19 protein-coding genes are annotated in these 22254 nt (G+C 48.6%); 8 read left to right on the plus strand and 11 right to left on the minus strand.

Annotated features, from left to right (window positions below):
- Positions 1 to 701: 701 nt before the first annotated feature.
- Both D829_RS0117990 and D829_RS0117995 read right to left on the minus strand, forming a co-directional pair.
- Positions 702 to 1328, minus strand: a complete 627-nt coding sequence (locus D829_RS0117990; RefSeq protein WP_346773281.1) for a pyroglutamyl-peptidase I — start codon at positions 1326 to 1328, stop codon at positions 702 to 704.
- 18 nt (positions 1329 to 1346) lie between these two features.
- Positions 1347 to 2348, minus strand: coding sequence for a Gfo/Idh/MocA family oxidoreductase (locus D829_RS0117995; protein WP_017690311.1), 1002 nt, complete (start codon positions 2346 to 2348; stop codon positions 1347 to 1349).
- Positions 2349 to 2843: 495 nt separating this feature from the next.
- On the opposite strand from D829_RS0117995, the gene D829_RS0118000 reads away from it, so the two are divergent.
- The 4 genes from D829_RS0118000 to D829_RS0118015 all read left to right on the plus strand — a co-directional run bounded on the left by D829_RS0118000 (position 2844) and on the right by D829_RS0118015 (position 7776).
- A complete protein-coding gene (locus D829_RS0118000) occupies positions 2844 to 4574 on the plus strand; it encodes an AraC family transcriptional regulator (RefSeq protein ID WP_017690312.1) in 1731 nt (576 codons plus the stop codon).
- A gap of 99 nt (positions 4575 to 4673) precedes the next feature.
- Complete coding sequence (locus D829_RS0118005; protein WP_017690313.1) at positions 4674 to 5747, plus strand: iron ABC transporter permease; 1074 nt, start codon at positions 4674 to 4676, stop codon at positions 5745 to 5747.
- Between the two features lie 2 nt (positions 5748 to 5749).
- Positions 5750 to 6766, plus strand: a complete 1017-nt coding sequence (locus tag D829_RS0118010) for an iron ABC transporter permease (protein WP_017690314.1) — start codon at positions 5750 to 5752, stop codon at positions 6764 to 6766.
- Positions 6767 to 6828: 62 nt separating this feature from the next.
- Positions 6829 to 7776 carry an iron-hydroxamate ABC transporter substrate-binding protein gene (locus D829_RS0118015; RefSeq protein WP_017690315.1) on the plus strand — a complete coding sequence of 316 codons (948 nt, stop codon included), beginning with the start codon at positions 6829 to 6831 and terminating at the stop codon, positions 7774 to 7776.
- A gap of 171 nt (positions 7777 to 7947) precedes the next feature.
- Here the strand turns inward: D829_RS0118015 and D829_RS34070 are convergent, their stop codons facing one another.
- The 5 genes from D829_RS34070 to D829_RS0118035 form a co-directional block, all read right to left on the minus strand.
- Complete coding sequence (locus D829_RS34070) at positions 7948 to 8100, minus strand: hypothetical protein (protein ID WP_241230791.1); 153 nt, start codon at positions 8098 to 8100, stop codon at positions 7948 to 7950.
- A gap of 17 nt (positions 8101 to 8117) precedes the next feature.
- On the minus strand, positions 8118 to 8369 hold the full coding sequence (locus D829_RS34075) for a hypothetical protein (RefSeq protein ID WP_017690317.1): 252 nt from the start codon (positions 8367 to 8369) through the stop codon (positions 8118 to 8120).
- A 54-nt stretch (positions 8370 to 8423) separates the two neighbouring features.
- Complete coding sequence (locus D829_RS0118025) at positions 8424 to 9296, minus strand: TIGR02452 family protein (RefSeq protein WP_036661502.1); 873 nt, start codon at positions 9294 to 9296, stop codon at positions 8424 to 8426.
- A gap of 109 nt (positions 9297 to 9405) precedes the next feature.
- On the minus strand, positions 9406 to 9891 hold the full coding sequence (locus tag D829_RS0118030) for an NADAR family protein (protein ID WP_017690319.1): 486 nt from the start codon (positions 9889 to 9891) through the stop codon (positions 9406 to 9408).
- 90 nt (positions 9892 to 9981) lie between these two features.
- Entirely contained in the window at positions 9982 to 10920 is a 939-nt protein-coding gene (locus tag D829_RS0118035; RefSeq protein ID WP_017690320.1) for an NUDIX domain-containing protein, read from the minus strand.
- A gap of 241 nt (positions 10921 to 11161) precedes the next feature.
- Here D829_RS0118035 and D829_RS0118040 point away from each other — a divergent pair, with 241 nt between their 5' ends.
- The 3 genes from D829_RS0118040 (at position 11162) to D829_RS0118050 (ending at position 15289) form a co-directional block, all read left to right on the plus strand.
- Complete coding sequence (locus tag D829_RS0118040; RefSeq protein ID WP_017690321.1) at positions 11162 to 11596, plus strand: MarR family transcriptional regulator; 435 nt, start codon at positions 11162 to 11164, stop codon at positions 11594 to 11596.
- A gap of 83 nt (positions 11597 to 11679) precedes the next feature.
- Entirely contained in the window at positions 11680 to 13464 is a 1785-nt protein-coding gene (locus D829_RS0118045; RefSeq protein ID WP_017690322.1) for an ABC transporter ATP-binding protein, read from the plus strand.
- Between the two features lie 130 nt (positions 13465 to 13594).
- Positions 13595 to 15289 carry an ABC transporter ATP-binding protein gene (locus D829_RS0118050; protein ID WP_241230793.1) on the plus strand — a complete coding sequence of 565 codons (1695 nt, stop codon included), beginning with the start codon at positions 13595 to 13597 and terminating at the stop codon, positions 15287 to 15289.
- 675 nt (positions 15290 to 15964) lie between these two features.
- On the opposite strand, the gene D829_RS0118055 is transcribed toward D829_RS0118050, so the two are convergent.
- Positions 15965 to 17380 carry an ATP-binding protein gene (locus tag D829_RS0118055; RefSeq protein WP_017690324.1) on the minus strand — a complete coding sequence of 472 codons (1416 nt, stop codon included), beginning with the start codon at positions 17378 to 17380 and terminating at the stop codon, positions 15965 to 15967.
- Positions 17381 to 17794: 414 nt separating this feature from the next.
- Here D829_RS0118055 and D829_RS0118060 point away from each other — a divergent pair, with 414 nt between their 5' ends.
- Positions 17795 to 18130 carry a hypothetical protein gene (locus D829_RS0118060; protein WP_017690325.1) on the plus strand — a complete coding sequence of 112 codons (336 nt, stop codon included), beginning with the start codon at positions 17795 to 17797 and terminating at the stop codon, positions 18128 to 18130.
- A gap of 280 nt (positions 18131 to 18410) precedes the next feature.
- Here D829_RS0118060 and mglC read toward each other — a convergent pair whose 3' ends face one another.
- From mglC to D829_RS0118075, 3 genes are all read right to left on the minus strand, one after another.
- Complete coding sequence (gene mglC, locus D829_RS0118065; protein WP_017690326.1) at positions 18411 to 19430, minus strand: galactose/methyl galactoside ABC transporter permease MglC; 1020 nt, start codon at positions 19428 to 19430, stop codon at positions 18411 to 18413.
- A gap of 15 nt (positions 19431 to 19445) precedes the next feature.
- The gene (locus tag D829_RS0118070; RefSeq protein WP_017690327.1) at positions 19446 to 20951 is read right to left on the minus strand and encodes a sugar ABC transporter ATP-binding protein; all 1506 of its coding nucleotides are present in this window, start codon (positions 20949 to 20951) and stop codon (positions 19446 to 19448) included.
- A gap of 74 nt (positions 20952 to 21025) precedes the next feature.
- Positions 21026 to 22087, minus strand: coding sequence for a galactose ABC transporter substrate-binding protein (locus D829_RS0118075; RefSeq protein ID WP_017690328.1), 1062 nt, complete (start codon positions 22085 to 22087; stop codon positions 21026 to 21028).
- Between the last annotated feature and the right edge of the window lie 167 nt (positions 22088 to 22254).

Raw genomic sequence — 22254 nt, forward strand, 5'->3', positions numbered from 1 at the left:
CATGTGCTGGCTTCGTTAGAGTCCGTTCCAAGGCGTTCTGAGGAGCAAGCTTCGTAGAAGCCTATTCGGGGTTTTCGTGGATACAAACTTTTTAGCTAGCCAGGGTGATGGCGGTTTCATAGCGTCTTGTTTTTTAGAGCTTGGTTACTTCCGGTTAATAAAGGTCGTATTCAGGAGGGCACGAATCGGAGTCTGTCCTTTAAACTCCCCCGCACCTATTTCGCTGAATCCCTACTTTCCAGCAAGATTGTATAAGCCTTACCGGGTTTCGGGTTTCGAATTGGCGGTTTGCGGTTTGCGGTTTGCGGTTTGTGGTTTTAGAGTCTAATTTTCACCTAGGCAAAAAACTTTCAACAAGATACTTTGCTGCAAACTAGTGAACTCACTAACCATGTTGGACTACAACACACATGGCACACGACATAGAAAGAGCCGTCCCTAACGTCAGAATCATGACGATGGGACAGCTCTTTTTTTTAACTCTATATTCAACTTCATATTTATACTCATATCTATCACTTTACTCAACCCAAGATCGAAGCGGAAGGAACCCCATGCAACTCCACACTCTCCACGTCATCTTGAACCCTACTCTACTTCATCCTCCCACCCCACTGCTCTCCCTCTCACAACTGCGGTCTACAAATCCAACCGTCACCTACGATCTGCTGCAACCGCAGCCGAACGATCGCAACTGTCTCCTACGAATCAGCCACAACCGTGCGAATCATGATCCGCAGAGCATCCAGCATCATGGGAATAGGCAGCGACGGAACGGAAGGCTGCAACACCGCCATCTCTGTGGAGGCGGGAAAATGTACAAATCCCGCACGGATCGGAAGTTGCCCTACTCGAATGTGATCCAGAACCCGGTACATCGTGTTGTTGCAGATATATGTACCTGCTGTATTGGACACGGTAGCGGGAATACCTGCTGCGGACATGTCATCCACCATGGCACGTATGGGCAAGGTGGAAAATAGGCCGTCCGGGCTGCCATCTACAATTGGCTCATCCACCGGGCTTTGCCCCTGGTTATCCGCGTAGGAGCCAGGCGGAATGTCTTTGACATTAACGGCAATCCGCTCCGGTGTGATGGACGTTCTGCCCTTGGCCAACCCACAGGCGATGACCACATCTGGCCGATAGGCTTCCATCTCTGCGATCAGCAGGTCTGCACATTCATCGAAGTGCACGGGCAACAGTACTGTTTTTAGCTCAGCACCCTCGATCACTTCGTTTGCAAGAGCATCCATTAATGCCCCCGTCGGATTCACCGCATCCCCGCCAAAAGGTTCAAACCCGGATATCAGAATCTTCACTATCACACGTCAGCTCCTGTCTGTTTACTCCGATTTGTAACGCAATCCCCACTGGCCCCGAATCGTGTCCATCAGCTTCATGATTTCCAGGGATTCATCCAGTTTGATGGTATGGCTCTCCGTCCGACCTTCTAAGATACAACGTCCCGCTTCTTCTGCCTCAAAAGCATAACCAATGCACGTTCGATCATCCGTGAACTTCTCAGGCTCGTCCTGACCATTCACATGCAGATAGGCTTCTTTGCCCGCCAGGAATAAAGGTAGACGAATCTTGCCTTCCGTACCGTATATGACCGCTTCATTGCTGAGGTTCAGACGAATGGCAGCACTCAGTGATGCAGAACGCCCCTCAGAATAGGACAATAAAACCGAAAACTGCTCATCCACACCTGTCGCTCCGATGTTCGCTGTGCTCCACACATGCTGGGGCTGCTCGCCAAAGATCATCGATGCAAAAGAAATCGGGTACACCCCTGCATCCAGCAAAGCTCCCCCACCCAGATCCGGATTAAGCAACCTACCTTCCGGCTCCCAGCCGACACGGAATCCAAAGTCTGCCTGGAGCAAACGTACTTCACCAATTCGTCCTTCTGCAATCCATGCTCTGGCTTGAGCGATCGGTGGCAAAAAGCGTGTCCACATCCCTTCCATCAGGAAAAGGTTACGCTCCCGTGCCGTCTCCACCAGTTGCTCCAACTGACGCGTATTCATGGTAAACGGCTTTTCACAGAGAACCGCCTTGCCTGCCTCCAGACAAGCCATTACATTCTCCTTATGTACAGGATGCGGTGTTGCCACATAGATAATATCTACCTCAGGATCTTGCAGCATCTCATCATACGAGCCGTAAGCGCGTGCAAAACCATATTCAGCTGCAAACTTCTCCGCACTTCCCGCTGTCCGTGAACCTACCGCTGCCTTCACTGCGTTCCCGGCATGCTCCAGATCCCTTGCGAACTGGGATGCAATCCATCCCGTGCCCATAATGCCCCAGCGTACTTTGTCCCGTCCCACTACTTCTGTCATATTAAAGCCTCCCTACTGCAATTTGAGTTGAAAAGGTTCATGATTCAGATCAGGCCAACATGTTATCCCCTTTATTTTACCAAAAAGAAACACTTACGTCAGAAAACGATTTCGATTATGTGCTTTCAATAGACTTCAAGCTCATCAGGGCCTCGAACATATCTGTGTACATTTCAATTCTCCAGTAGATTTGCTAAGATTATCAGCAGACTAGGGCCAAGAGGTCTTGTCCCTTAGCATGCTTGTAACTAGCGACAATCTGGTTAAACTATCGATCACATCTGATAACGGGATCATATACCCTGTGCTATTCATAAAACATCTGACTATACTGCAAACGCGCTTTTGACAAGACAGTCAGTAATCATAACATCATGCAAAGCGTATCAATAGATGAGACATTCAAGAAAGACGCTCAGGTCCGAGAAAATAGGGTACGTTCCAGATTCAATTATTACCTAAAACTGTTCATAAGAGAGGAGGTCGCATAGCACCATGACTATCATCCCCGGTACCGCCCACAGCGGCATGAATCCACACACGTTGCACCAGCAGACAAGTCCAAATTCAGAAAAGGAATCCTCAACCCGAGCAGACCTGGATGCATTCTTGAATGATACCCTGATCGAACTTCGTCAGGCAGAACATATTATAACCCGTGGGAAATGGCGCTGGTCCACAACTGAGCTAGCTCATCATACCTTCATATACATGCACAAATTCACAGGCCAACTGATCATGAACAGGACCGAATCTCACGTGGTTCGCAAATCCGCTTATCTGTGCACACCAGGAACTGCAATTGAACTGATTAGTGATGAAGACCATGATATTGAACTGTATATCATTCACTTTGATATGTATCGGGCTACGGAGAAAACAAAAGCCAGACGAATCTACGAACGTGAGCTCAGTTCACCTGTTACAGGCTGGATTCAGGGCCCATTTTACGGTATACAGCGCATTGCCGCACAGCTTACACAATTAAGCAATGAAGGTTTGGAAAGGGGCTTGAAAGCACAGCTCTTCCTGACGGAACTGTTACATATGCTCTGGCCTCAAGAAGACCAGACTGACGTGGGGGCTGGGCAGGATGAACCCGAACAGTGGCTCAGGTCCACCCTGCAATACATGCGCGAAAACTATATGCACGAGATCAAGCTGGAGAAGCTGGCTGAACTGGCTGACATGCACCCGTCCTATTACTCGCAGCTATTCAAGAGCCGCATGCAGAAAAATCCGATTGAGTACATCACTCATCTGCGTATGAACCGAGCCAAGGAATTGCTGCTTACTTCAGATCTGCGTATCCGTGATGTAGCTCGTGAAGTGGGTTACCGTGACGAATTTTATTTCAGCCGACGTTTCCGAAACCATGCCGGTTATGCGCCAACTTCCTATTCGAAGCAGGTCCACCGAAATATCGTGTCGCTCTCCTATCCATACACGGACCACCTGATGACACTTGGTATCACGCCATGCGCAGCTCAGATCCAAGGCCATCTTCCTCATATGCCCAAATCGCTGACGCTGCCCTTCCACGCCTATGAACCTTGGGAACAGGGACGTCAGGCTTTCCTTGATGTGAATCCTGAATTGATTCTGACCAAGGACAATGCAGCTGCCAAAGCGATGGAGCATATTGGCGATGTCGCGCCCATCATCACGATTCCCTGGAACCAGACAGACGTATTCGGTCATCTGCATCAGATTGCATCCATTGTGGATCGTACCCAAGCAGCCAGAGATTGGCTGGATCGACATGAACGCAAGGCAGAGCGTGCACGCAAAAAAATCAAGGGATTCGTCGGGGACATCACCGTTGCCGTTGGCACGTTAACGCCTAAAGGTCCACGGATGTATAGCCATCGGAACTTTGGACATGTCTTTTATCGAACCTTGCAATTGGCCGCTCCTCAGCGCATTCAGACCGAACTGGTTGGCAAATCTCCCGGCGTTGGATTCAATTGGCTTCCCTTTACACCAGGAGAATGGGACGGACTGGAGGCAGATGTGCTGGTACTGGCGATTAATTCTATGCATGAAAAGGCAACACTGTTGAAAGAGATGGCTTCAAATCCACTGTGGAACAGCCATCCTGCGGTAAAAAACGGACGTGTACATCTCATCGACTGGAATTCATGGGTCGTATATGCTCCATATTCCATCAACATCCAGCTCGATGAAGCGCTCTCTATGTTGACGAACAAACCTTCACTTTTGTAATCTAAAAAATGTCCATCTCCAGAATCTTAATTTATGCCATGTACGGGCCTGAATTAAGATTCTATAATGATCACTAATTGATAATGATAATCAATAACAATGAAATACGTTGTTGGTACCAAAGGAGTGACCCGTATTCAACATCCGGGACTGCCACATCGTCCGTCTAATTTAAGAAAATCTGCAGTGACCGTTGGGCTGACGTTTTTGTCTGCCATAGCCATACTGCTGCTAAGTATGTTTGTCGCAATCTCGTTAGGTGCCAAAGGGCTAACTCTGGAAACCGTATGGGCTGCCATATTTCAGTACAACCCAGCGTTGACACCACATCAGATTATTCATGAGCTGCGGCTGCCTCGTGTCCTTGCCGCGGTTATTATCGGCGCTGCCTTTGCTGTTGCAGGAGCTTTAATGCAAGGCATTACGCGTAATCCGCTGGCAGACACGGGCATTCTGGGCATTAATGCTGGAGCCACTTTTGTCGTAGCACTGAGCTTTGCCTTTTGGCCCGGACTACCATACGGCTGGATTATGTTTTTATCATTCGTGGGGGCTGTTCTCGGCACACTGCTTATCTTCATGCTTGGAATGGCAGCACCTGGTGGTCTGAATTCCATCAGACTGACCGTTGCCGGAGCCGTTATTGCAGCCATGTTAACCTCGCTCAGCACAGGCGTTGCCATTTATTTTGACCTGAGTCAGGATCTGGCCTTCTGGTATGCGGGAGGTTTTGGCGGAATAGAATGGCGGCATCTCAAGCTGATTCTTCCCGTGCTGCTCGCCACACTAGTACTCATTATGCCACTCGCCCGGCGTGTATCGCTTATGTCACTCGGTGAAGAAGTAGCGATTAATCTCGGGATCAACTTGCGCTGGACGAGGTTTCTCGCCCTCGCAGCGGTTGTTGTGCTGGCTGGTGTGTCCGTGTCGGCAGTAGGCTCGATTGGATTTGTCGGACTTGTCATCCCTCATATCTCCCGCAAACTGGTGGGTGTGGATTATCGACTCATCATTCCGATGTCTTCTCTACTTGGAGCGATATTACTGGTGCTCGCCGATCTGGGCTCACGCATCGTGAACCCGCCCGAGGAGCTCGCGGTAGGCATTATGGTCGCTTTTGTCGGTGTACCGTTCTTCCTCTATCTGGCCCGTAAAGAAAGGAGGGCCTTGTAGCGATGAATTTTAATACACCTTCACGAGGTAAACGTTCGATCGTCGTCAGTATCACGCTGGTCTGCATCGCCATTGCCGTTATTGTGATCAGCCTGAACACGGGAACCATTCGTCTCTCCCCAGCGGCTGTGTTACAGACTTTGCTTGGTAATGGCAGTTCGGATGATCAGATCGTATTGTTCGATTACCGACTGCCACGCATTCTGGTCACTGTACTGGCCGGAGCAGGACTTGGTATTGCCGGAGCCGCCCTGCAAGGGATCACCCGCAATCCATTGGCGGACCCGGGCATTCTGGGATTACATGCCGGGGCTGCATTTGGACTAATGGTGTTTGTTAGTCTCTCCTTTACGATGGATGGCTCTGTGGCCTTGCTGATTCCGTTGTTTGCTTTTGCAGGCAGTGTGGCCGCCGCCCTGATCATCATGCTGTTATCTTATGATCGGCACAACGGCGTATCACCCATTAAGCTGATTCTGGTGGGAATCGCGGTAGCGGCTGGGTTCCATGCGTTGACACTCTACCTATCCCTGCGTTTGGATGAAGACACCTATTCCTTTGCCGCACGCTGGCTCGCTGGAAGCGTCTGGGGCCGGGATTGGATTCATGTGCAAGCGTTGCTTCCTTGGGTGGTGTTATGTATCTCGTACATTTGGAGTCGATCCAAAACGCTCGATGCCTTCAATCTTGGAGATGCTGCCGCAACCAGTATTGGGACGCCTGTCCGATCCCAGCGTATTATTTTGCTGCTCTGTGCCGTGGCTTTGTCTGCCGTTAGTGTATCGATGGCTGGTGGAATCGGCTTTATCGGTCTGGCGGCGCCGCATCTGGCACGCAGACTTGTCGGTCCGATGCATCGGCATCTGATCCCTGCTGCCGGGCTCATCGGTATGGTTATTCTGGTGACCGCTGATACGATCGGGCGAACCATCTTTCAGCCTAATGCCATTCCGGCAGGCGTGGTGGTTGCTGCGATTGGTGCACCTTACTTTTTGTACCTGTTAGTACGAAGCAAGTGATCTTTTTTTCAAAAAAAACAATTAAGACATCCAAGAGATGTTCAAGGAGAATGTGATTACCCATGTTAAAGAAAAATCTTATGCTTGTCATGAGTATCTGTCTGGTGCTTGTGCTTGCAGCCTGTGGAACGACCAATAATTCATCATCTGCTTCTGGTGGTTCTTCTACGGATACTTCAACCAAGAATCAAGACAACAGTGCAAATTCGGGAGAGCAACGTATTGCCTCCATGTCGATCCACTTGACCAATGATCTGCTCTCTCTTGGCATTACTCCGGTTGGTTCCGTTATCGGTGGCGAAGCCAAAGGCTTCCTGTCCCATGTTGCTGATCAACTTCAAAATACAACGCCACTTGGTCCGGTTAAAGACCCGGATATAGAAGCTTTGCTTGCCCTGAAACCGGATGTGATCTATCTGGACGAAGAATTCTCCGGTGGTGATATTGCCAAATTCGAAAAAATTGCTCCGGTGCATGTCTTCAATCTGGATGACGGTACATGGCGCGACCATCTGAAAGACATTGGCAAACTCGTGAATCGCGAGAAGGAAGCCGAGCAATATATTCAGGACTATGCGACCGAAACGGAAGAAGTGAAATCTCTGATTCATGACACGATTGGTGATGGAACTGTGATGGCGATCCGTGTTACTGCCAAAGAATTGCGTGTATTCAGTACACGCCGTCCCATGGGTCCCATTTTGTATGAGGATCTCGGTCTGACTCCTGCCAAAGGGATCACAGATATCGATTCGACTAAACCGTATCAAGTCGTCTCCCGTGAAATATTGCCGGACTATGATGCAGATGCGATCTTTGTGGTTGTGAATTCGGATGATGAAGCCCAAACCATGTTCAAGGAGCTGCAAAACAATCCGATCTGGCAAGGTCTGAAAGCAGTCAAAGCCGGTCATGTCTACCCGATTGGTGCACAACCTTGGCTCGATTACTCATCGATCGGTAATAAAATGGCCATGGATGAAGCCAAAGAAATGTTCTCCAAAAAATAAAGTGTCCGATACATCTGATACCCATCAACTATAAAAACAACAAAAAACCTCACTTTGAAATCGGAACAGCGTTTGTATGAATCATACTTACACTCTATTCCCCTCAAAGCTGAGGTTTTTTGCTTTGGGTCTGCCAGCAAGTTGCAGTCCATCCTCTTCCACCAAGTGCGCTCAAAGTGTACAGACAATGATCTCAACATCCGTATCGGCAAAAGCCTCCTGGATAATCGGACTGACTTTCTCCCACTTTAGCCTGTCCAACCCGCATCCTATTCGGGGCATAGCCAGTTTCGTAATGCCATCCTTCATACATACGTCCCGCATGGATTCTACCGCATTAGTCAACGATTGATACGTCGGCTTATTGGAGACTTTGCCTTGGTGACCAGATTCATCGTCCGTCCTACTGGATAACATCGTCCAATCTCAAGCGGCTCTTGTTTGGCCTGCTCTTTAAGATTTTTCAAACCAAATCGCTCCCGGAACTGTACCGCAATGCCCTTGCCCATCCTTGCATCGGCTGATATGCAGTGTGCAAGCGTGTACTCATCCCCCAGTTCAAATAAATCCTGTTCTCTCTCATGAAACTGCATGCATTCATCTCCTTTTCACGCGCTCTCATTCAATCTATATCCCATATTTTTTTATTAGCCCTCTGTCAAAAAATGTTGAAATGCCTTTAGTGTTCTCTGACCTGCGGATCGATCATATACAGCAAATACAATTCGTGCAAAGGAGTCCTTAAATCCCTCTCCCACTAACACATCATGAAAATACTTCGCCACCACTGCCGGTTCATTACGAAATACTCCACAACCATATGCACCGAGAACAATCGTCCGATGACCATTCGTAGCAGCCACGTCCAGAATATAACGGATGCGTTCCTTCATCACGGACTCAATCTGTAGATCATCAGCTTCTCCACGCTCTTTCACCACCCCCGCATTCACCGCTGGCGCAGTGATGAAGGATGATACATAATATTGATCCAGCAGTCGGTCTTCATCATCACGGATCACCGGAACATCTGGAGAATAGATCATATAATTCGAATAGAGACCCGATCGCTGTTTGCGATTGTACTCGTACATTTCATCCATTTGGGCGACGCACGGGTATAGTCCTGTCGCTCGGGCCAGACTCTCTTCCTGTGCCTGACTTCCACCAAGGAAACCGCCGCCAGGATTTTTCGCCGATGCAAAGTTCAGACAGACCACATCTTCTCTTCCTTCAGCTACCGTCAAACGTGAAGCCGCTCCAAGTGTAGTCTCGCCAGTAACCTCAATGCGAACCGATACAGCTTCTGCTTCAGTTGATGAGGCTACCGAATGAGTTTCTGCGCGAGCTTCTGTACGGAACTTTCCCCTGAGTGCAGAAAGCTCCGAAGGACGGTATAATACCGAATTACTGATCGCTTGCTGCACATCAGTGCCAATCTCAACCTTATTTTCATATCCATTGACGTATTGCCCTTCTTCCAGAATAGCCAGCGTCTGCTGTGCGATACTGGCCCGCATGGTACGTGGATTGGAGCCGGCAATACCCGTTGATCTATCGAGTTTACTGTTGTTGTAACGCCCGCTGCTGTTCTTGTTATTACTGCTATTGTTCTTATACTGTTGCTTATCACTCATCTGAATCACTTCCTATATCTTCTCTTAGACGGGTGAGAATCTCACCCAGCCAGTTGGTTCCCCGCCATGTTCTTCTATTCCGAATACGCGGATCTTCCTCCGCTAGTCCCACACCCCAGATACGATCATCCGGACTTGCTTCCACAAGGGTCGTTCCATGGGTGGCACGCAGTGCGGTCAACAGTTCTTTGTTTTGTGTAAATTTGGCCAAATTGCCTTCATAGACAATGCGCTGGCATTCCGTTTCCCATAAAGTCTGGTCGAAACCTGCGACCTGCCTGCCCAGCTTTTTTTGTACCGAAGCAGAGCTTGCCTTCAGAATCTTGTCTGCGATGGTCTGATCGCCAAACAGAAGCGCTTTCTGGTGCATCATGTATTGCTCCGCACTTGTGTAGTGAACCCCGTTCACGGTAAAATCCGCCGGGTGCCACTGTGAGAACGGAGATACAGTCCGCCAGAAAAACGTAAACTTTTCCATCCATATCCCCTCTTTACTTGTTCCTCATGGTTGCAGCGATCCCGCCCATGGCTTGAATCACTTCTCCTATTTCATTGATGCTTCCCCTTTTCAGGGTGTCTGCCTCTCTGGGTTCAATCTGTATAAACGTGATGGTCGATGACCGGCACTGCTCGCATACTCTCCCGTCTCAATGACCCAATCGGCGATTTTACGCCGGAAAGCGGCAGCCAGCAGTTTTTTGCCACTGATGATCTCATGTACTTTCTGAAGTGCAGTCAGCGTAAACGTCTCCGGCATCAGATTAAATGCAATATCCGTGTACTCGATCTTGGATCGCAGACGTTCAAGCGCATAATGAATGATTTTGGCATGATCAAATGCAATCCCCTGAACCTCACCCAACGTCAAACGATGGCTTCGTACTTTTCCTTCTATGGCTTCTTTTGTCTCAACAATTGCCGATAACTCTTCTGTTCCATTGGTCAAAATCAACTGCAATCTGCGTTCTGTCACACGTCCACGCTCATGGATATGGCGCTTCTCTTCCAGAAGCCGCTGCTCCACCCGAAACCAATGGGCCTCACTGGCATCATCGCCAGCCTGAAGCTCCAGCTCGCTGCTATCGACCAGCGCCATATAGGAACAGCTGATGACCCGTGTACGCGGATCTCGCTCCACATCTCCCCAGGTGTACAGTTGCTCCAGATAAATATCATCCAGCCCTGTCTCCGTCAACAATTCCCGCCGAGCAGCATCTTCCAATGATTCCTGCATGGAGACAAATCCGCCCGGTAACGCCCATTGGCCCAGATAGGGATGACCACCCCGCCGGATTAGTAGTAACTGGAGTTCGGGTTCAGCGAGCTTGCGATAATTCTCCTGAGCTTCACTGCGAATCGTAAAGACCAACATGTCCACGGTGACGGAAGGACGTTCGTAATCACCAGCATTATACGTTTCCAGAAACTGTTGTTCACTGATATGTACCTGATCCTGATGCTCCCGGTAATCGGGAGTTTTTCCTCCAGAGGAACCTTCGTAAGTCATAATATACAAACTCCATTCTGTTAATAACATTATGTTATTAACAATTAGATAATATCAATTTATCACATCATTTTATGTCAGGTCAATACTTCCAGTCCTAAATAAATGATCTGTATTCACTTGACGATATGTCAAATCAAACTTAAGATTTATTTAGTCGACTAACTAAATATTAAGTGTTCAAAAAGTCTTTTTTTCAGTACCGAGAAGATGGAATGAAGGTAGAAATGGAGCAGATGATATGAACCCAGTCCAAAATGATCGGTTAATGGGACAGCTATCCGAACTCGTGAAACTGAAACGTTACAAGGTTCATGAGAAACTTGTGAACCACCCCGAGTTATATCCGGGGCAGCCCCCTTTGCTGTTCCAGCTTGAACGGGAGGATGGCCAATCCCAGAAAAACTTGGCCGAACAACTTCAGCGCAGTCCCGCAACAGTAACCGTGATGCTCAAGCGTATGGAATCATCCGGTTATGTGAGACGCGAAGCAGACCCGAAGGATCTGCGCAGTCTGCGAGTATACCTAACGGATCAGGGGCGCTCTGCGCTACAAGAATTGAGAGAAGTGATTCAGGAGTTGGAACAGCAGGCCCAGAAAGATTTTACACCGGAAGAATCCCGGATCATGTCTGCACTTGCACAGCGTATGCTCCAAAACCTGCGTGAATCCTGAGGTGATGCAGATTCGCGATTGAAGCAGCTAAAGGTATTATGAAATTGATTCACTTATGCAATTAAAACTGAGGTGATTCCCTATTGTGGACGTTAAAACGATTCTTGACCCCGTATAAGTCGGCGGCAATCGTTGCCCCGCTGCTCATGGTACTTGAGGTAACCATGGACCTGCTCCAGCCCAAGCTGATGTCCAGCATCGTGGATGATGGTGTACTTGCAGGGAACCTGCCCCATATCGTGACTACAGGTCTGATCATGTTACTTGTTGCGTTAATCGGCTGGGTGGGCGGCGCAGGCTGTACACTTTATTCAAGCAAAGCTGCCGTTGGATACGGCACGGATCTGCGCCAGGAGTTGTTTGACCATATTCAAACCTTCTCCTTCCGCAATCTGGATACGTTTCAGGAGGGATCTTTGATCACTCGTCTGACCAGTGACATTACCCAGATGCAGACCTTTGTACAGATGCTGCTGCGGATTTTTATCCGTTCACCAATGCTGATCATCGGTAGTATTATCATGGCGTTTACGATCAGTGTGAAGCTGGCTTTGATTCTTATTGCGACTGTACCGGTTCTGTTTATTATTTTATTTATTCTGATAAAAGCTTCCTATCCGCTGTTTGCCAGCGTTCAGAGCAAGCTTGATCAGGTCAACGCCGTGCTTCAGGAGAATCTTGCCGGCATTCGTGTCGTCAAGGCATTTGCACGTGCACGTCTGGAGAAAAAACGGTTCAAGCAATCCAACGAAGAATACACTACAACCGCCGTCAAAGCCTGGCGTATTGTAACGCTGAATGCACCCGTGCTCAGCCTGATGCTGAACGCTACCATTGTAGCGGTGCTGTGGTTCGGAGGTTTCCAGGTAGTCGGAGGCGATATTGCTGCTGGAGATCTGATTGCTTTTATCAACTATGTCACGGTTGTACTCTCTTCCCTCACGTCGATCGGCATGATGATGATGGGCTTCTCCCGCGCCAAGGTATCTGCTGCACGGATCAACGAGGTGTTACATACACAGCCGGGTATTCAATCGGGAACCGGCAACTCCGGGAATGTACAGTCACCCCCGACTACCTGTGATCAGAACTCATACCAACCGTCTCCCCTTCCTTCGCGCGCATCGGGTCAAGTGGAGTTCAGAGACGTTTCTTTCCGTTATGACGGAGACCATACACTTACAGGAATTAACCTGATGGCTCGCCCGGGTGAGAAAGTGGCTCTGATCGGTTCAACCGGTTCAGGCAAAACCTCGCTGGTGCAGCTAATTCCCCGTCTGTATGATGCTTCGGACGGTGAAGTGCTCGTGAATGGAGTGAACGTTCGCCACTGGGATCTTCAGGATCTTCGCAGCCGTGTATCCATTGTGCTCCAGGAATCCATTCTGTTCAGCGGCAGCATCCGGGATAACATTTGCTTCGGCCGGACCGGTGCAACGGATGCTGAATTGCGTGCTGCGGCACAAGCTGCAGCAGCGGATGATTTTATTATGAAACTGAAAGATGGGTATGACACGGAACTGGGCCAGCGCGGGGTCAATCTGTCCGGTGGACAGAAACAGCGTATATCCATTGCACGCGCCCTGCTCATGCGACCGGAAGTACTGATTCTGGATGATAGCACCAGTGCTGTTGATCTGCGTACGGAAGCGAGCATTCAGAAGGCTTTGCAGTCCTTGATGAAAGACAGCACGACCTTTTTGATTGCACAGCGAATCTCCTCCGTAAAGGATGCAGACTGTATATATGTTATTGATGAAGGACAGATCGTTGCCAGGGGCACACATGATGACCTTATGGCTCATTCATCACACTATCAAGCGATCTATTATTCGCAGCAACGGAAGGAGGATGTTCAATTTGGCTAAACCTGCATCTTCCTCCATACAACAAACGGTCGTGCCTCCCATCGGAAGACCCGGACCAGCGGGAAGAGGACCTGTTCCCAAAGTCAGAGCGAAAAATGCTCGCCATGCCCTGATTCGGGTATGGTCGTATATGGGACGTCATCGCAAAGGAGTCATTACTGCATTAGTGCTGACCGCTCTTGGAACACTGCTCAATCTGGCAGGACCTTATCTTCTCGGCCGCGCCGTCAACGAACATATCGTTCCAAAAGTAACAGCGGGTTTACTGAAGGAATGTCTCCTCTTGCTGAGTGTGTATGTCTTTGGCTCACTCCTGATGTGGGCTCAATCCTATGTCATGATTGGTGTGTCCCAACTGACCGTTAAAGATCTGCGACATGCGTTGTTCTCCCGACTACAAGAGCTGCCTGTCCACTTTTTTGATAAAAATCAAAGCGGGGATCTGATGAGCCGGGCGACCAATGATATCGATAACGTATCTACAACGTTGAACCAAAGCGTAACCCAATTGATGTCCAGTGCGATCCTGCTCGTTGGTTCCTTGTCGATCATGTTTGCACTTGATGTACGGCTTACCCTGCTCAGTCTGGTGACTGTACCCTTGATTACCATAGCCACTCGCCTGATCGCGTCAAGAACACGTAAACACTTCACCGCCCAGCAAAAATTACTTGGTGAGCTTAATGGGTATGCTCAGGAAACGATTGCTGGACAAAAAGTCGTAGCGGCTTATAACCGTCAGGATCAGGCACATCAACATTTTCAGAACCTGAATGAGAAACTGCGCACATCCAGCACACAGGCTCAGATTGTTTCGGGTTTGGTTGGGCCTACGATGAACGTGATGAACAATATCGGGTTTGCCATACTGGCTTCTGTAGGTGGATGGATGGCTTATCATGATCTGACGTCCATCGGACTGATTGTCAGCTTTCTCGCTTACTCCCGCCAGATCGAGCGGCCGCTCAACGATCTCGCCAATCAATACAATCTGATTCAGGCTGCAATCGCAGGTGCTGAACGTGTGTTCCACATCATGGATACGCCTGGTGAATATGTGGAAGAACAGAAGAAACAACTGGATCAGATTCAAGGCAAAGTTGTATTTGAAGACGTCTCCTTCGGGTACAGTGCGGAGCGAGACATTCTCAAGAAGGTCAGTTTTACTGCAAAACCTGGTGAGATGATTGCACTTGTTGGACCCACCGGCGCAGGTAAAACGACCATTATCAACCTGTTACCCCGTTTCTACGAGATTACAGGCGGACGGATTACGATCGATGGATGTGATATCTCGGAACTGGAGAAGGATCAACTCCGTCAGCAACTCGGCATTGTACTTCAGGATGCCTACCTGTTCTCGGGTACCATTCGCGACAATCTCGCCTACGGCAAGCCGGACGCAACCGATGAACAGATCAGGCAAGCGGCTGTGCTGGCGAATGCAGATTCGTTCATCCGCAAACTGCCACAGGGCTACGATACCCCCATCATTTCCGGGGGAAGCAACCTGAGTCAGGGACAACGACAACTGCTGACCATTGCCCGGGCAATTCTGGCTGATCCGGCCATTCTTATTCTGGATGAAGCAACAAGCAGCATCGATACGCGTACAGAGATGAAGATCCAGGAAGCGATGCGCACTTTAATGAAAGACCGTACCAGCTTTGTTATCGCCCACAGGCTGAGCACGATTCGTGAAGCTGATCAGATTCTCGTCATTGATGATGGACAGATCGCTGAACGGGGCAGCCATGACGAGTTGATGCAGCAACAAGGATTCTACTATCAGTTACATCAGGGACAGCACAATAATTCGAACTAAAGCGTGTCTGCACAAAGCTACTGCATGCCGAGCGGACCTTAGCGCGTCTGGAGAAAGCAAGTGCGCTGTATCCTGAATGTGGGAGAACATTTCCTTCGTGTGCGAACAAGTGATCAATACGCCACAAAAGCGGATTTTCTCCATTCCAAATGAAAAGCTCCACTCCGTGCCGGGCGGGATTGGAGGACATCGTCCAGCTCGCGGTTGAGCAGAGCAAGAGCGTAAGCTAACGAAGCTGAGGCGTCTTATTCAAGCTTTTGAAGCTCCCTCAGAAATCTAAAGAACCTGAGAAACGTTATATTCAAACAAACAGCCGTTTTCAGCATTTTTTTCATGAGATTTTGGAAATAACGTGTCTGAAGTTTCTTACAAATTAAAGTAAGGACCTGAAGGCCAAATAAGACGTCCAATGTTCCTTGGAAAATCGACTACCCATTCGCCAGGATCAGCCGGCTTGAACTTCAGACTTTTATACGCTGACCTCCATCATCACATCGCTTACTTGAATTTGAAGACACACTCTTATATAGCTAAAATGATCTGAACCTATGTGGGCTCCACACATTAGTTAATCGAAATACTAAACGCCGCACGGGGTTCTTCAGGACCCATGCGGCGTTTTTTTGTTTTTGTTTAATGACTATGTTATTGCTATCTCTGGGTCAGTTATACGATTTACGTCTCCACAGGCAGATGAAGCGTGAAGGTGGAACCAACCCCCATTTCGCTATGGACGGTGATCTTACCATTATGATCCTGAACGATTTTCTGGCAAAGTGCAAGTCCCAGTCCCGTACCTTCTTCTTTGGTTGTATAAAATGGATTAAAGATGGTGGATAGCGAATTTTCCGGAATGCCGCTTCCTGTATCTGTAATTGAAATGAGTACTGCGTCTCCATCCTGCAACAAATCCATATGAACCTCACCAGGGTCTGTCATTGCTTCAAAAGCGTTACGAATCAGATTGATCAATACCTGCACAATCTTATCCCGATCCATGTTGATCACGACTGGCTCATTAGTCATTTCAAGCGTAATTCGATGCCCTCGGGATGCCGCGTCTGACTCGGTCAAAGACATCACCCGCTCAAGACAGTGGCCCATTTGTTCCGGCTTCATGTGATTGACATGTGGTTTGGAAAACTGCAAAAATTCAGCCGTCAGATCGGTTACTCTCGTCACCTCACCCATAATCACTTCATACCATGGCGCGATATTAAACGCTTGTCCACGTGACAGCTGCAGGAATCCCCGAATTGCGGTAAGCGGGTTCCGAATTTCGTGAGCCATACCCGCGGCCAGTTCACCTACGGCCCTTAGTCTTTCGGAACGAAATACTTCTTCTTCATTTTTCAGCCATTTGCTGCGCTGTTGTTGAAGCAGCCTATCCTCGGCTACCGTCATAAAGTGCTGCAATGAATTCGACATTTCCGGGTACAGAGAGATGCTGTAGCTTACCTGGAGTCCTTGAAGCTGAACGGATAGCAGTGACGACATTCGTTCTTCGACATCCTGTATCTCCGGCAAAACGACTGCAAATCGGTCTCCCGCATACCGGGATATGCCATACGCCTCGGTGAAATGATTGCTAATCATCTGGCCTGTACCTGTGATTACCGTACACCAAGGATCTTCTGAATCTTTTTTAAAGCCGCTAAAGTTATTGACATTCAAAAGGACAAGCAAAAAAGATCGATGCTCTTCTACTGTCTTATGCAGCACCTCCATGTAACCTTCGTAATTCAACAGTCCGGTAAGCGGATCATGCAGGGTCAGGAAGCGATTCTTTTCCCTAAGCCTGCGCTTCTCGACCTCACTGTTGATTAAGGTATGATACAAAAAAATGATAACAACCGAGGTTAACAGGTCAAATAGCGAAACGAGCAAAGCATATGTATCTACAGGCACATACGAAAGCCGAATCACCGTATATTGCAGCATAAGCAGCAACGAAATCGGCAAGGTCTGCGCCAACCTTGGTTTGTCCTGGATCATTGAAATAATGAGCATATAATACAGCATGTTGCACCAGTTCAGTTCACTGAAATAGTGGAATATCCCGAGAAAAATCCACTGAAACTTTCGCAGCACAGGATATCGTCTCTCCCCATAAATACTTGCTACCAATAATGTCGCTGAAAGTGACATTATTGCCATATGAGGGGTAAGCCTGAGAACATAAGAGGACAGAATGACAAGCAGACAACCTAGCGGGAATATCACCATTTTCATCGTGTAACTAAGCAAACAGCCTCGCCCCCTTTGACATAAAACTCACATCTAACAACTTATGTACATGTATTATATCGATTATGATTAGCTGATGTTGTCGATTAGTGGAGGCTCGTCAAATTCGCACGAATGTATAAATTTTAAAGGCAATAGGACATATGATGTAATTGTAATCCACAAAAGTGAAACAATTCCTCTACGATGGTCATTATTATGTTACAATACATTAATGGATTAATTTAGGATAAATTCTGGGTATATGGAGGATGTCACATGACAACACAACGAAAACCACTGGGCTTCGGAACGCTATCTCTGCTCGTACTGACGATGGGCCTTGCTTTTAACTTTCCATGGGGCCAAGCAAATTTCATGATCAGTCATTACCTTTTCAACTTAATAAACATGCCTATTTATAGCAACGGAACTCAAGGACTACACATTCCTTTTGTAGTAGCAGCCCTCTTCTGGATTCCAGCCTTCTTGATTGCCAAAAAATATCGTGCGCATTTCGGTACCAGTGTATCTTATAACGTCGCCGGATTTATGTTGCTCTTGTGCATGATGGGGCCATTTATCCCCGTTATCGATTGGATGGTCAATGGTTAAACAATTAAAGCCAGCTCTCTATATCCCGAGGGCTGGCTTCTTTGCTGCTTTACCATATAAGATGAATGGAATTTTTACACCATAACGTAGAGTGCAGAACCAATCTGAAGAAGCGATAGCGTTCGCCTAAAGCTTTCTAAGAGAAAGCTGCATCGGAAGCATACGCTTATCACCGGATTTCCCCCTATTAATATAGGGAATCAAGAAAATCAGGGGATAAGGGCGATCGGAAGATGGTACTGCACTCGGAGTACAACGGTGTAACCTTTTCACGTTAATCTTATTTTTTCGCCATATACTTACGGATGTCAAAAGCCACCGCAGCAACAATGATCAATCCTTTGATAATCAACTGCCAGTATGGACTTACACCGATAAACGTTAGACCATAGTTAATGACCCCGAAGATCAGCACACCCGCCATCACCCCAGGTACCGTTCCAATACCTCCTGCCGTTGATACGCCACCTACCACACATGCGGCAATCGCATCCAGCTCATACATGTTACCATAATTGTTTGTTGCTCCACCTGTGCGTGCTGCCTCAAGCACACCACCCAGGCCATACAGTGCACCCGCAATGGCATACAGCGCCACCAGGTTGCGAGCCACATGAATCCCGGATACATGCGCTGCCTGAATGTTGCCACCGATCGCGTACATGTTTTTACCGAGACGTGTTTTGTTAAAGATCACCCAACAGATTAATGCCACCGCAATAGCAATGAGGACAATATACGGGATGGAATAACCCCCGCCCAGATCAATGTATCCAGAGCCAATGACAGTGAAGTCCGGTCGCAATCCTCCGATCGGCTGTGACTGATTGGGTTCCGTATCAAAATAAATGGAGTTCAGTCCGTACACGGCAACCATCGTACCCAACGTTGCGATAAAAGGAGGCACATGTAATTTGGCGACAATGAGTCCATTGACCAATCCCACAAACAGACCTGCGGTAATCCCGACAAGGATCGGCAGACCCACCCATAAGTGGGGCAGATCGGGGAAGAAGCGATTGGCATATTCATCAATTTGCAACATCGATGCCGATACAACCGCTGTCAGACCAACCACCCGTCCAGCGGATAGATCGACCCCGCCCGTGACAAGGATAAAGGCTGCACCGAGCGCAATAATGGCCCGTGTGGAGGACTGCTGTAAGATGTCCCGCAGTGTGGAGAAGGCCAGAAAATTCGGATCGGCAATCGCAATACCAATAATGAGCAGGATCAGTACGATAAAGATGGCGCGCTGTGTTACATATTGTTTCACTTGATTGATCATCTGTGTGTTCATCTGTTTCCCTCCTGACTAAGCCATCCGTTGCTGCGCGGCCAGCCTCATAATATCCTGCTCTGTTGCCTCGGCTCCGTCTAGGATTCCGGTGAGACGCCCTTCGCTCATCACCATAATGCGATCCGACATACCCAAAAGCTCAGGCATCTCTGAGCTAATCATGATAATGCTTTTGCCCTGACGAGCCAGTTCCGTAATAATGGTGTAAATCTCAAACTTGGCCCCTACATCGATTCCACGTGTCGGTTCATCCAGTAGCAGAATCTCCGGGTCGGTCAGCAACCAGCGCGCTAACAGAACTTTCTGTTGATTGCCGCCAGACAGGTTTCGAATCAGCGTGTTAACTGAAGGTGTTTTGGTTCTGAACTTCTGCGTCTGCTCACGTGCCTCTTCGCGGCCCTTTTTCTCGTCCAGCAAGCCCACGCGATTTCGGTAGCGCCCCAGACTGGCAATGATCGTGTTCTCATACACCGACAACACCGGGAAGATTCCTGTGACTCTTCGTTCTTCCGTGAGCAACGCAATGTTATGACGCTTCGCTGCTGCGGGGGAATTAATCTTCACCTTGCGCCCATGAATCGAAATCGTACCTGAAGCGAGTCCGCGCAGTCCGAACAAGGACTCCATCAGTTCTGTCCGTTGTGCTCCAACCAAGCCGCCAATGCCGAGCACTTCACCTTTTCGCAGCTCAAAGGATACATCACAAAACGATTTGGACTGATTCGATGTCAGACCCTCGGCTTTTAATATCACTTCACCGGGTACGTTTGTCCGTTCCGGGAAACGTTCGTCCAGATCACGGCCAACCATACGCGTAATGATCAGATCTGTCGTTAAATCAGCAGCATCCCAAGTCCCGACAACGAAGCCATCACGCATGATTGTCACTTCATCCGAGATCGTCAGTATCTCCTCCATCTTGTGTGAAATATAGATAATGGATACGCCGCGACTGCGCAGTTCATTAATAATAGCGAAGAGCTGTTCCACTTCCTTGCCTGTCAGGGAAGAAGTGGGCTCATCCATGACGATGACTTTGGATTGAAAAGAGACCGCCTTGGCAATTTCCATGGATTGAATCTTGGAGACAGACAGTGTTCCTGCCTGAGCCTTCGGATCAATATCCAGGTTCAAGTCCTTGAACAGAGTCAGTGTATCGGTATACATCCGTTTCTCGTCCACCAGTATTCCCCTCATCGGAAAACGCCCCAGCCATATATTCTCCATCACCGGACGATGCGGGACCGGATTCAGTTCCTGATGAATCATGGATATGCCTTGCTGAAGTGCCGCTTTGGAATTCGGAATATCCACATCATTTCCTTCGATGCGTATCGTTCCTTCATCCGGGCGATACATGCCGAACAGACATTTCATCAGCGTGGATTTGCCCGCTCCATTCTCTCCCATCAAGGCGTGAACCGTTCCTGGTTTCACCTTCAACGTGACTTGACTTAGTGCCTGCACACCCGGAAACGCTTTGGAAACTCCATTCATCTCCAGCAGGTAAGGTGACTCCATCTTGGTTCCTCCCTTCCATATGACCGGTAAAAAAGGGACGCTACCCGAATGACGGACGTCCCTGTCTCGTGCTGTTATTGGGCGTCGGCAATGTTGTCTTTCGTAATCTTTTTGTATGCAATCCAGACGTATTTACCATCTGTAATATCGTATTTGGTATTTTCCTTCGTTGGTGTCTCACCTTTGGCAAGTACGGAAGCGAGTGCCACCGTGGCTGCACCCTGATTCTTGGCATCATTGAGCACCGTGCCCAGCATCGTGCCATCCTGTAGAGCCTGAATGGCTGGAGCTGTTGCATCCACACCTACCACCGGCATGGATTTGCCATCTTTGAAGTATCCAGCTGCTTTCAATGCCTCAATGGCTCCCAAGGCCATGTCATCATTGTTTGCGAGAACGGCTTCAATCTTGTCACCATGGGAAGCCAGGAACGCCTGCATTTTCTCCTGACCTTTCACCCGATCCCACATCGCTGTGTCTTCCGCCAGCGCTTCCACTTCGATACCGGCATCCTGGATCGCCTGAACCGAATATTTGGTCCGAAGCTCTGCATCCTGGTGACCTGGTTCCCCTTTCAGCATGACGTATTGCAGTTTGCCATCACCGTTTTTGTCCGCTCCCGGATGTGCTTTCCAGTAATCCACAATCAGCTGTCCAGAGATTGTACCGGACTCCTCTGCTTTTGCTCCTACGTAGTACACTTTATCCCATTTGTTCATATCTTCAGCTACTGGCTCACGGTTGAGGAATACCACTGGAATGTTCGCTGCCTTGGCCTTATCAATGATGACACCTGCCGCCGTCCGGTCCACCGGGTTCACGGCCATTGCATTGTATTTCTTGGACACAAACAGATCCACTTTCTCATTCTGGGTCGGCTGTGCATTCTGGCTATCCACGATATCCAGAGTCGCAATGCCTTCGGCTGCTGTGTTCATCGCATTACGCACGCCCGTCATGAATGTATCGTCAAATTTGTAGATGGCAACACCAATCTTGGGCGTTTCCGTACCGGCTGCTGTCTGGCCTCCTGTATCTGTTCCCGTACTTCCACCTGCGCTGTCTCCGCCGCTGCTACACCCCGCCGCCACAACCATACATGCCGTAATCAACAGTGTCATCCATGTTTTCTTCATATCCTAATGACCTCCCCCAAGTTCATTCGGCTTCACCGATGTCTTTATTATGAAAGGGTTTACATTAAATTCGAATACAATATCTTCACCTGTTCTATCGAAATCTTCCTCAAGTTAACAGACACCTTAATTCTTCATTCATTATTCGTTCCGGCATTCGTTCCAGC

Source organism: Paenibacillus sp. PAMC 26794 (assembly GCF_000316035.1).
Classification (GTDB): Bacteria; Bacillota; Bacilli; order Paenibacillales; family Paenibacillaceae; genus Paenibacillus.

Excerpts from the sequence above, each read along its gene's own strand:
- D829_RS0117995 (WP_017690311.1), bottom strand. The coding sequence starts at position 2,348 with ATGACAGAAGTAGTGGGACGGGACAAAGTACGCTGGGGCATTATGGGC.
- D829_RS0118000 (WP_017690312.1), top strand. The coding sequence starts at position 2,844 with ATGACTATCATCCCCGGTACCGCCCACAGCGGCATGAATCCACACACG.
- D829_RS0118005 (WP_017690313.1), top strand. The coding sequence starts at position 4,674 with ATGAAATACGTTGTTGGTACCAAAGGAGTGACCCGTATTCAACATCCG.
- D829_RS0118010 (WP_017690314.1), top strand. The coding sequence starts at position 5,750 with ATGAATTTTAATACACCTTCACGAGGTAAACGTTCGATCGTCGTCAGT.
- D829_RS0118015 (WP_017690315.1), top strand. The coding sequence starts at position 6,829 with ATGTTAAAGAAAAATCTTATGCTTGTCATGAGTATCTGTCTGGTGCTT.
- D829_RS34070 (WP_241230791.1), bottom strand. The coding sequence starts at position 8,100 with ATGCGGGACGTATGTATGAAGGATGGCATTACGAAACTGGCTATGCCC.
- D829_RS34075 (WP_017690317.1), bottom strand. The coding sequence starts at position 8,369 with ATGCAGTTTCATGAGAGAGAACAGGATTTATTTGAACTGGGGGATGAG.
- D829_RS0118025 (WP_036661502.1), bottom strand. The coding sequence starts at position 9,296 with ATGCGGGCCAGTATCGCACAGCAGACGCTGGCTATTCTGGAAGAAGGG.
- D829_RS0118030 (WP_017690319.1), bottom strand. The coding sequence starts at position 9,891 with ATGGAAAAGTTTACGTTTTTCTGGCGGACTGTATCTCCGTTCTCACAG.
- D829_RS0118035 (WP_017690320.1), bottom strand. The coding sequence starts at position 10,920 with ATGACTTACGAAGGTTCCTCTGGAGGAAAAACTCCCGATTACCGGGAG.
- D829_RS0118040 (WP_017690321.1), top strand. The coding sequence starts at position 11,162 with ATGAACCCAGTCCAAAATGATCGGTTAATGGGACAGCTATCCGAACTC.
- D829_RS0118050 (WP_241230793.1), top strand. The coding sequence starts at position 13,595 with ATGGGACGTCATCGCAAAGGAGTCATTACTGCATTAGTGCTGACCGCT.
- D829_RS0118060 (WP_017690325.1), top strand. The coding sequence starts at position 17,795 with ATGACAACACAACGAAAACCACTGGGCTTCGGAACGCTATCTCTGCTC.
- mglC (WP_017690326.1), bottom strand. The coding sequence starts at position 19,430 with ATGAACACACAGATGATCAATCAAGTGAAACAATATGTAACACAGCGC.
- D829_RS0118070 (WP_017690327.1), bottom strand. The coding sequence starts at position 20,951 with ATGGAGTCACCTTACCTGCTGGAGATGAATGGAGTTTCCAAAGCGTTT.
- D829_RS0118075 (WP_017690328.1), bottom strand. The coding sequence starts at position 22,087 with ATGAAGAAAACATGGATGACACTGTTGATTACGGCATGTATGGTTGTG.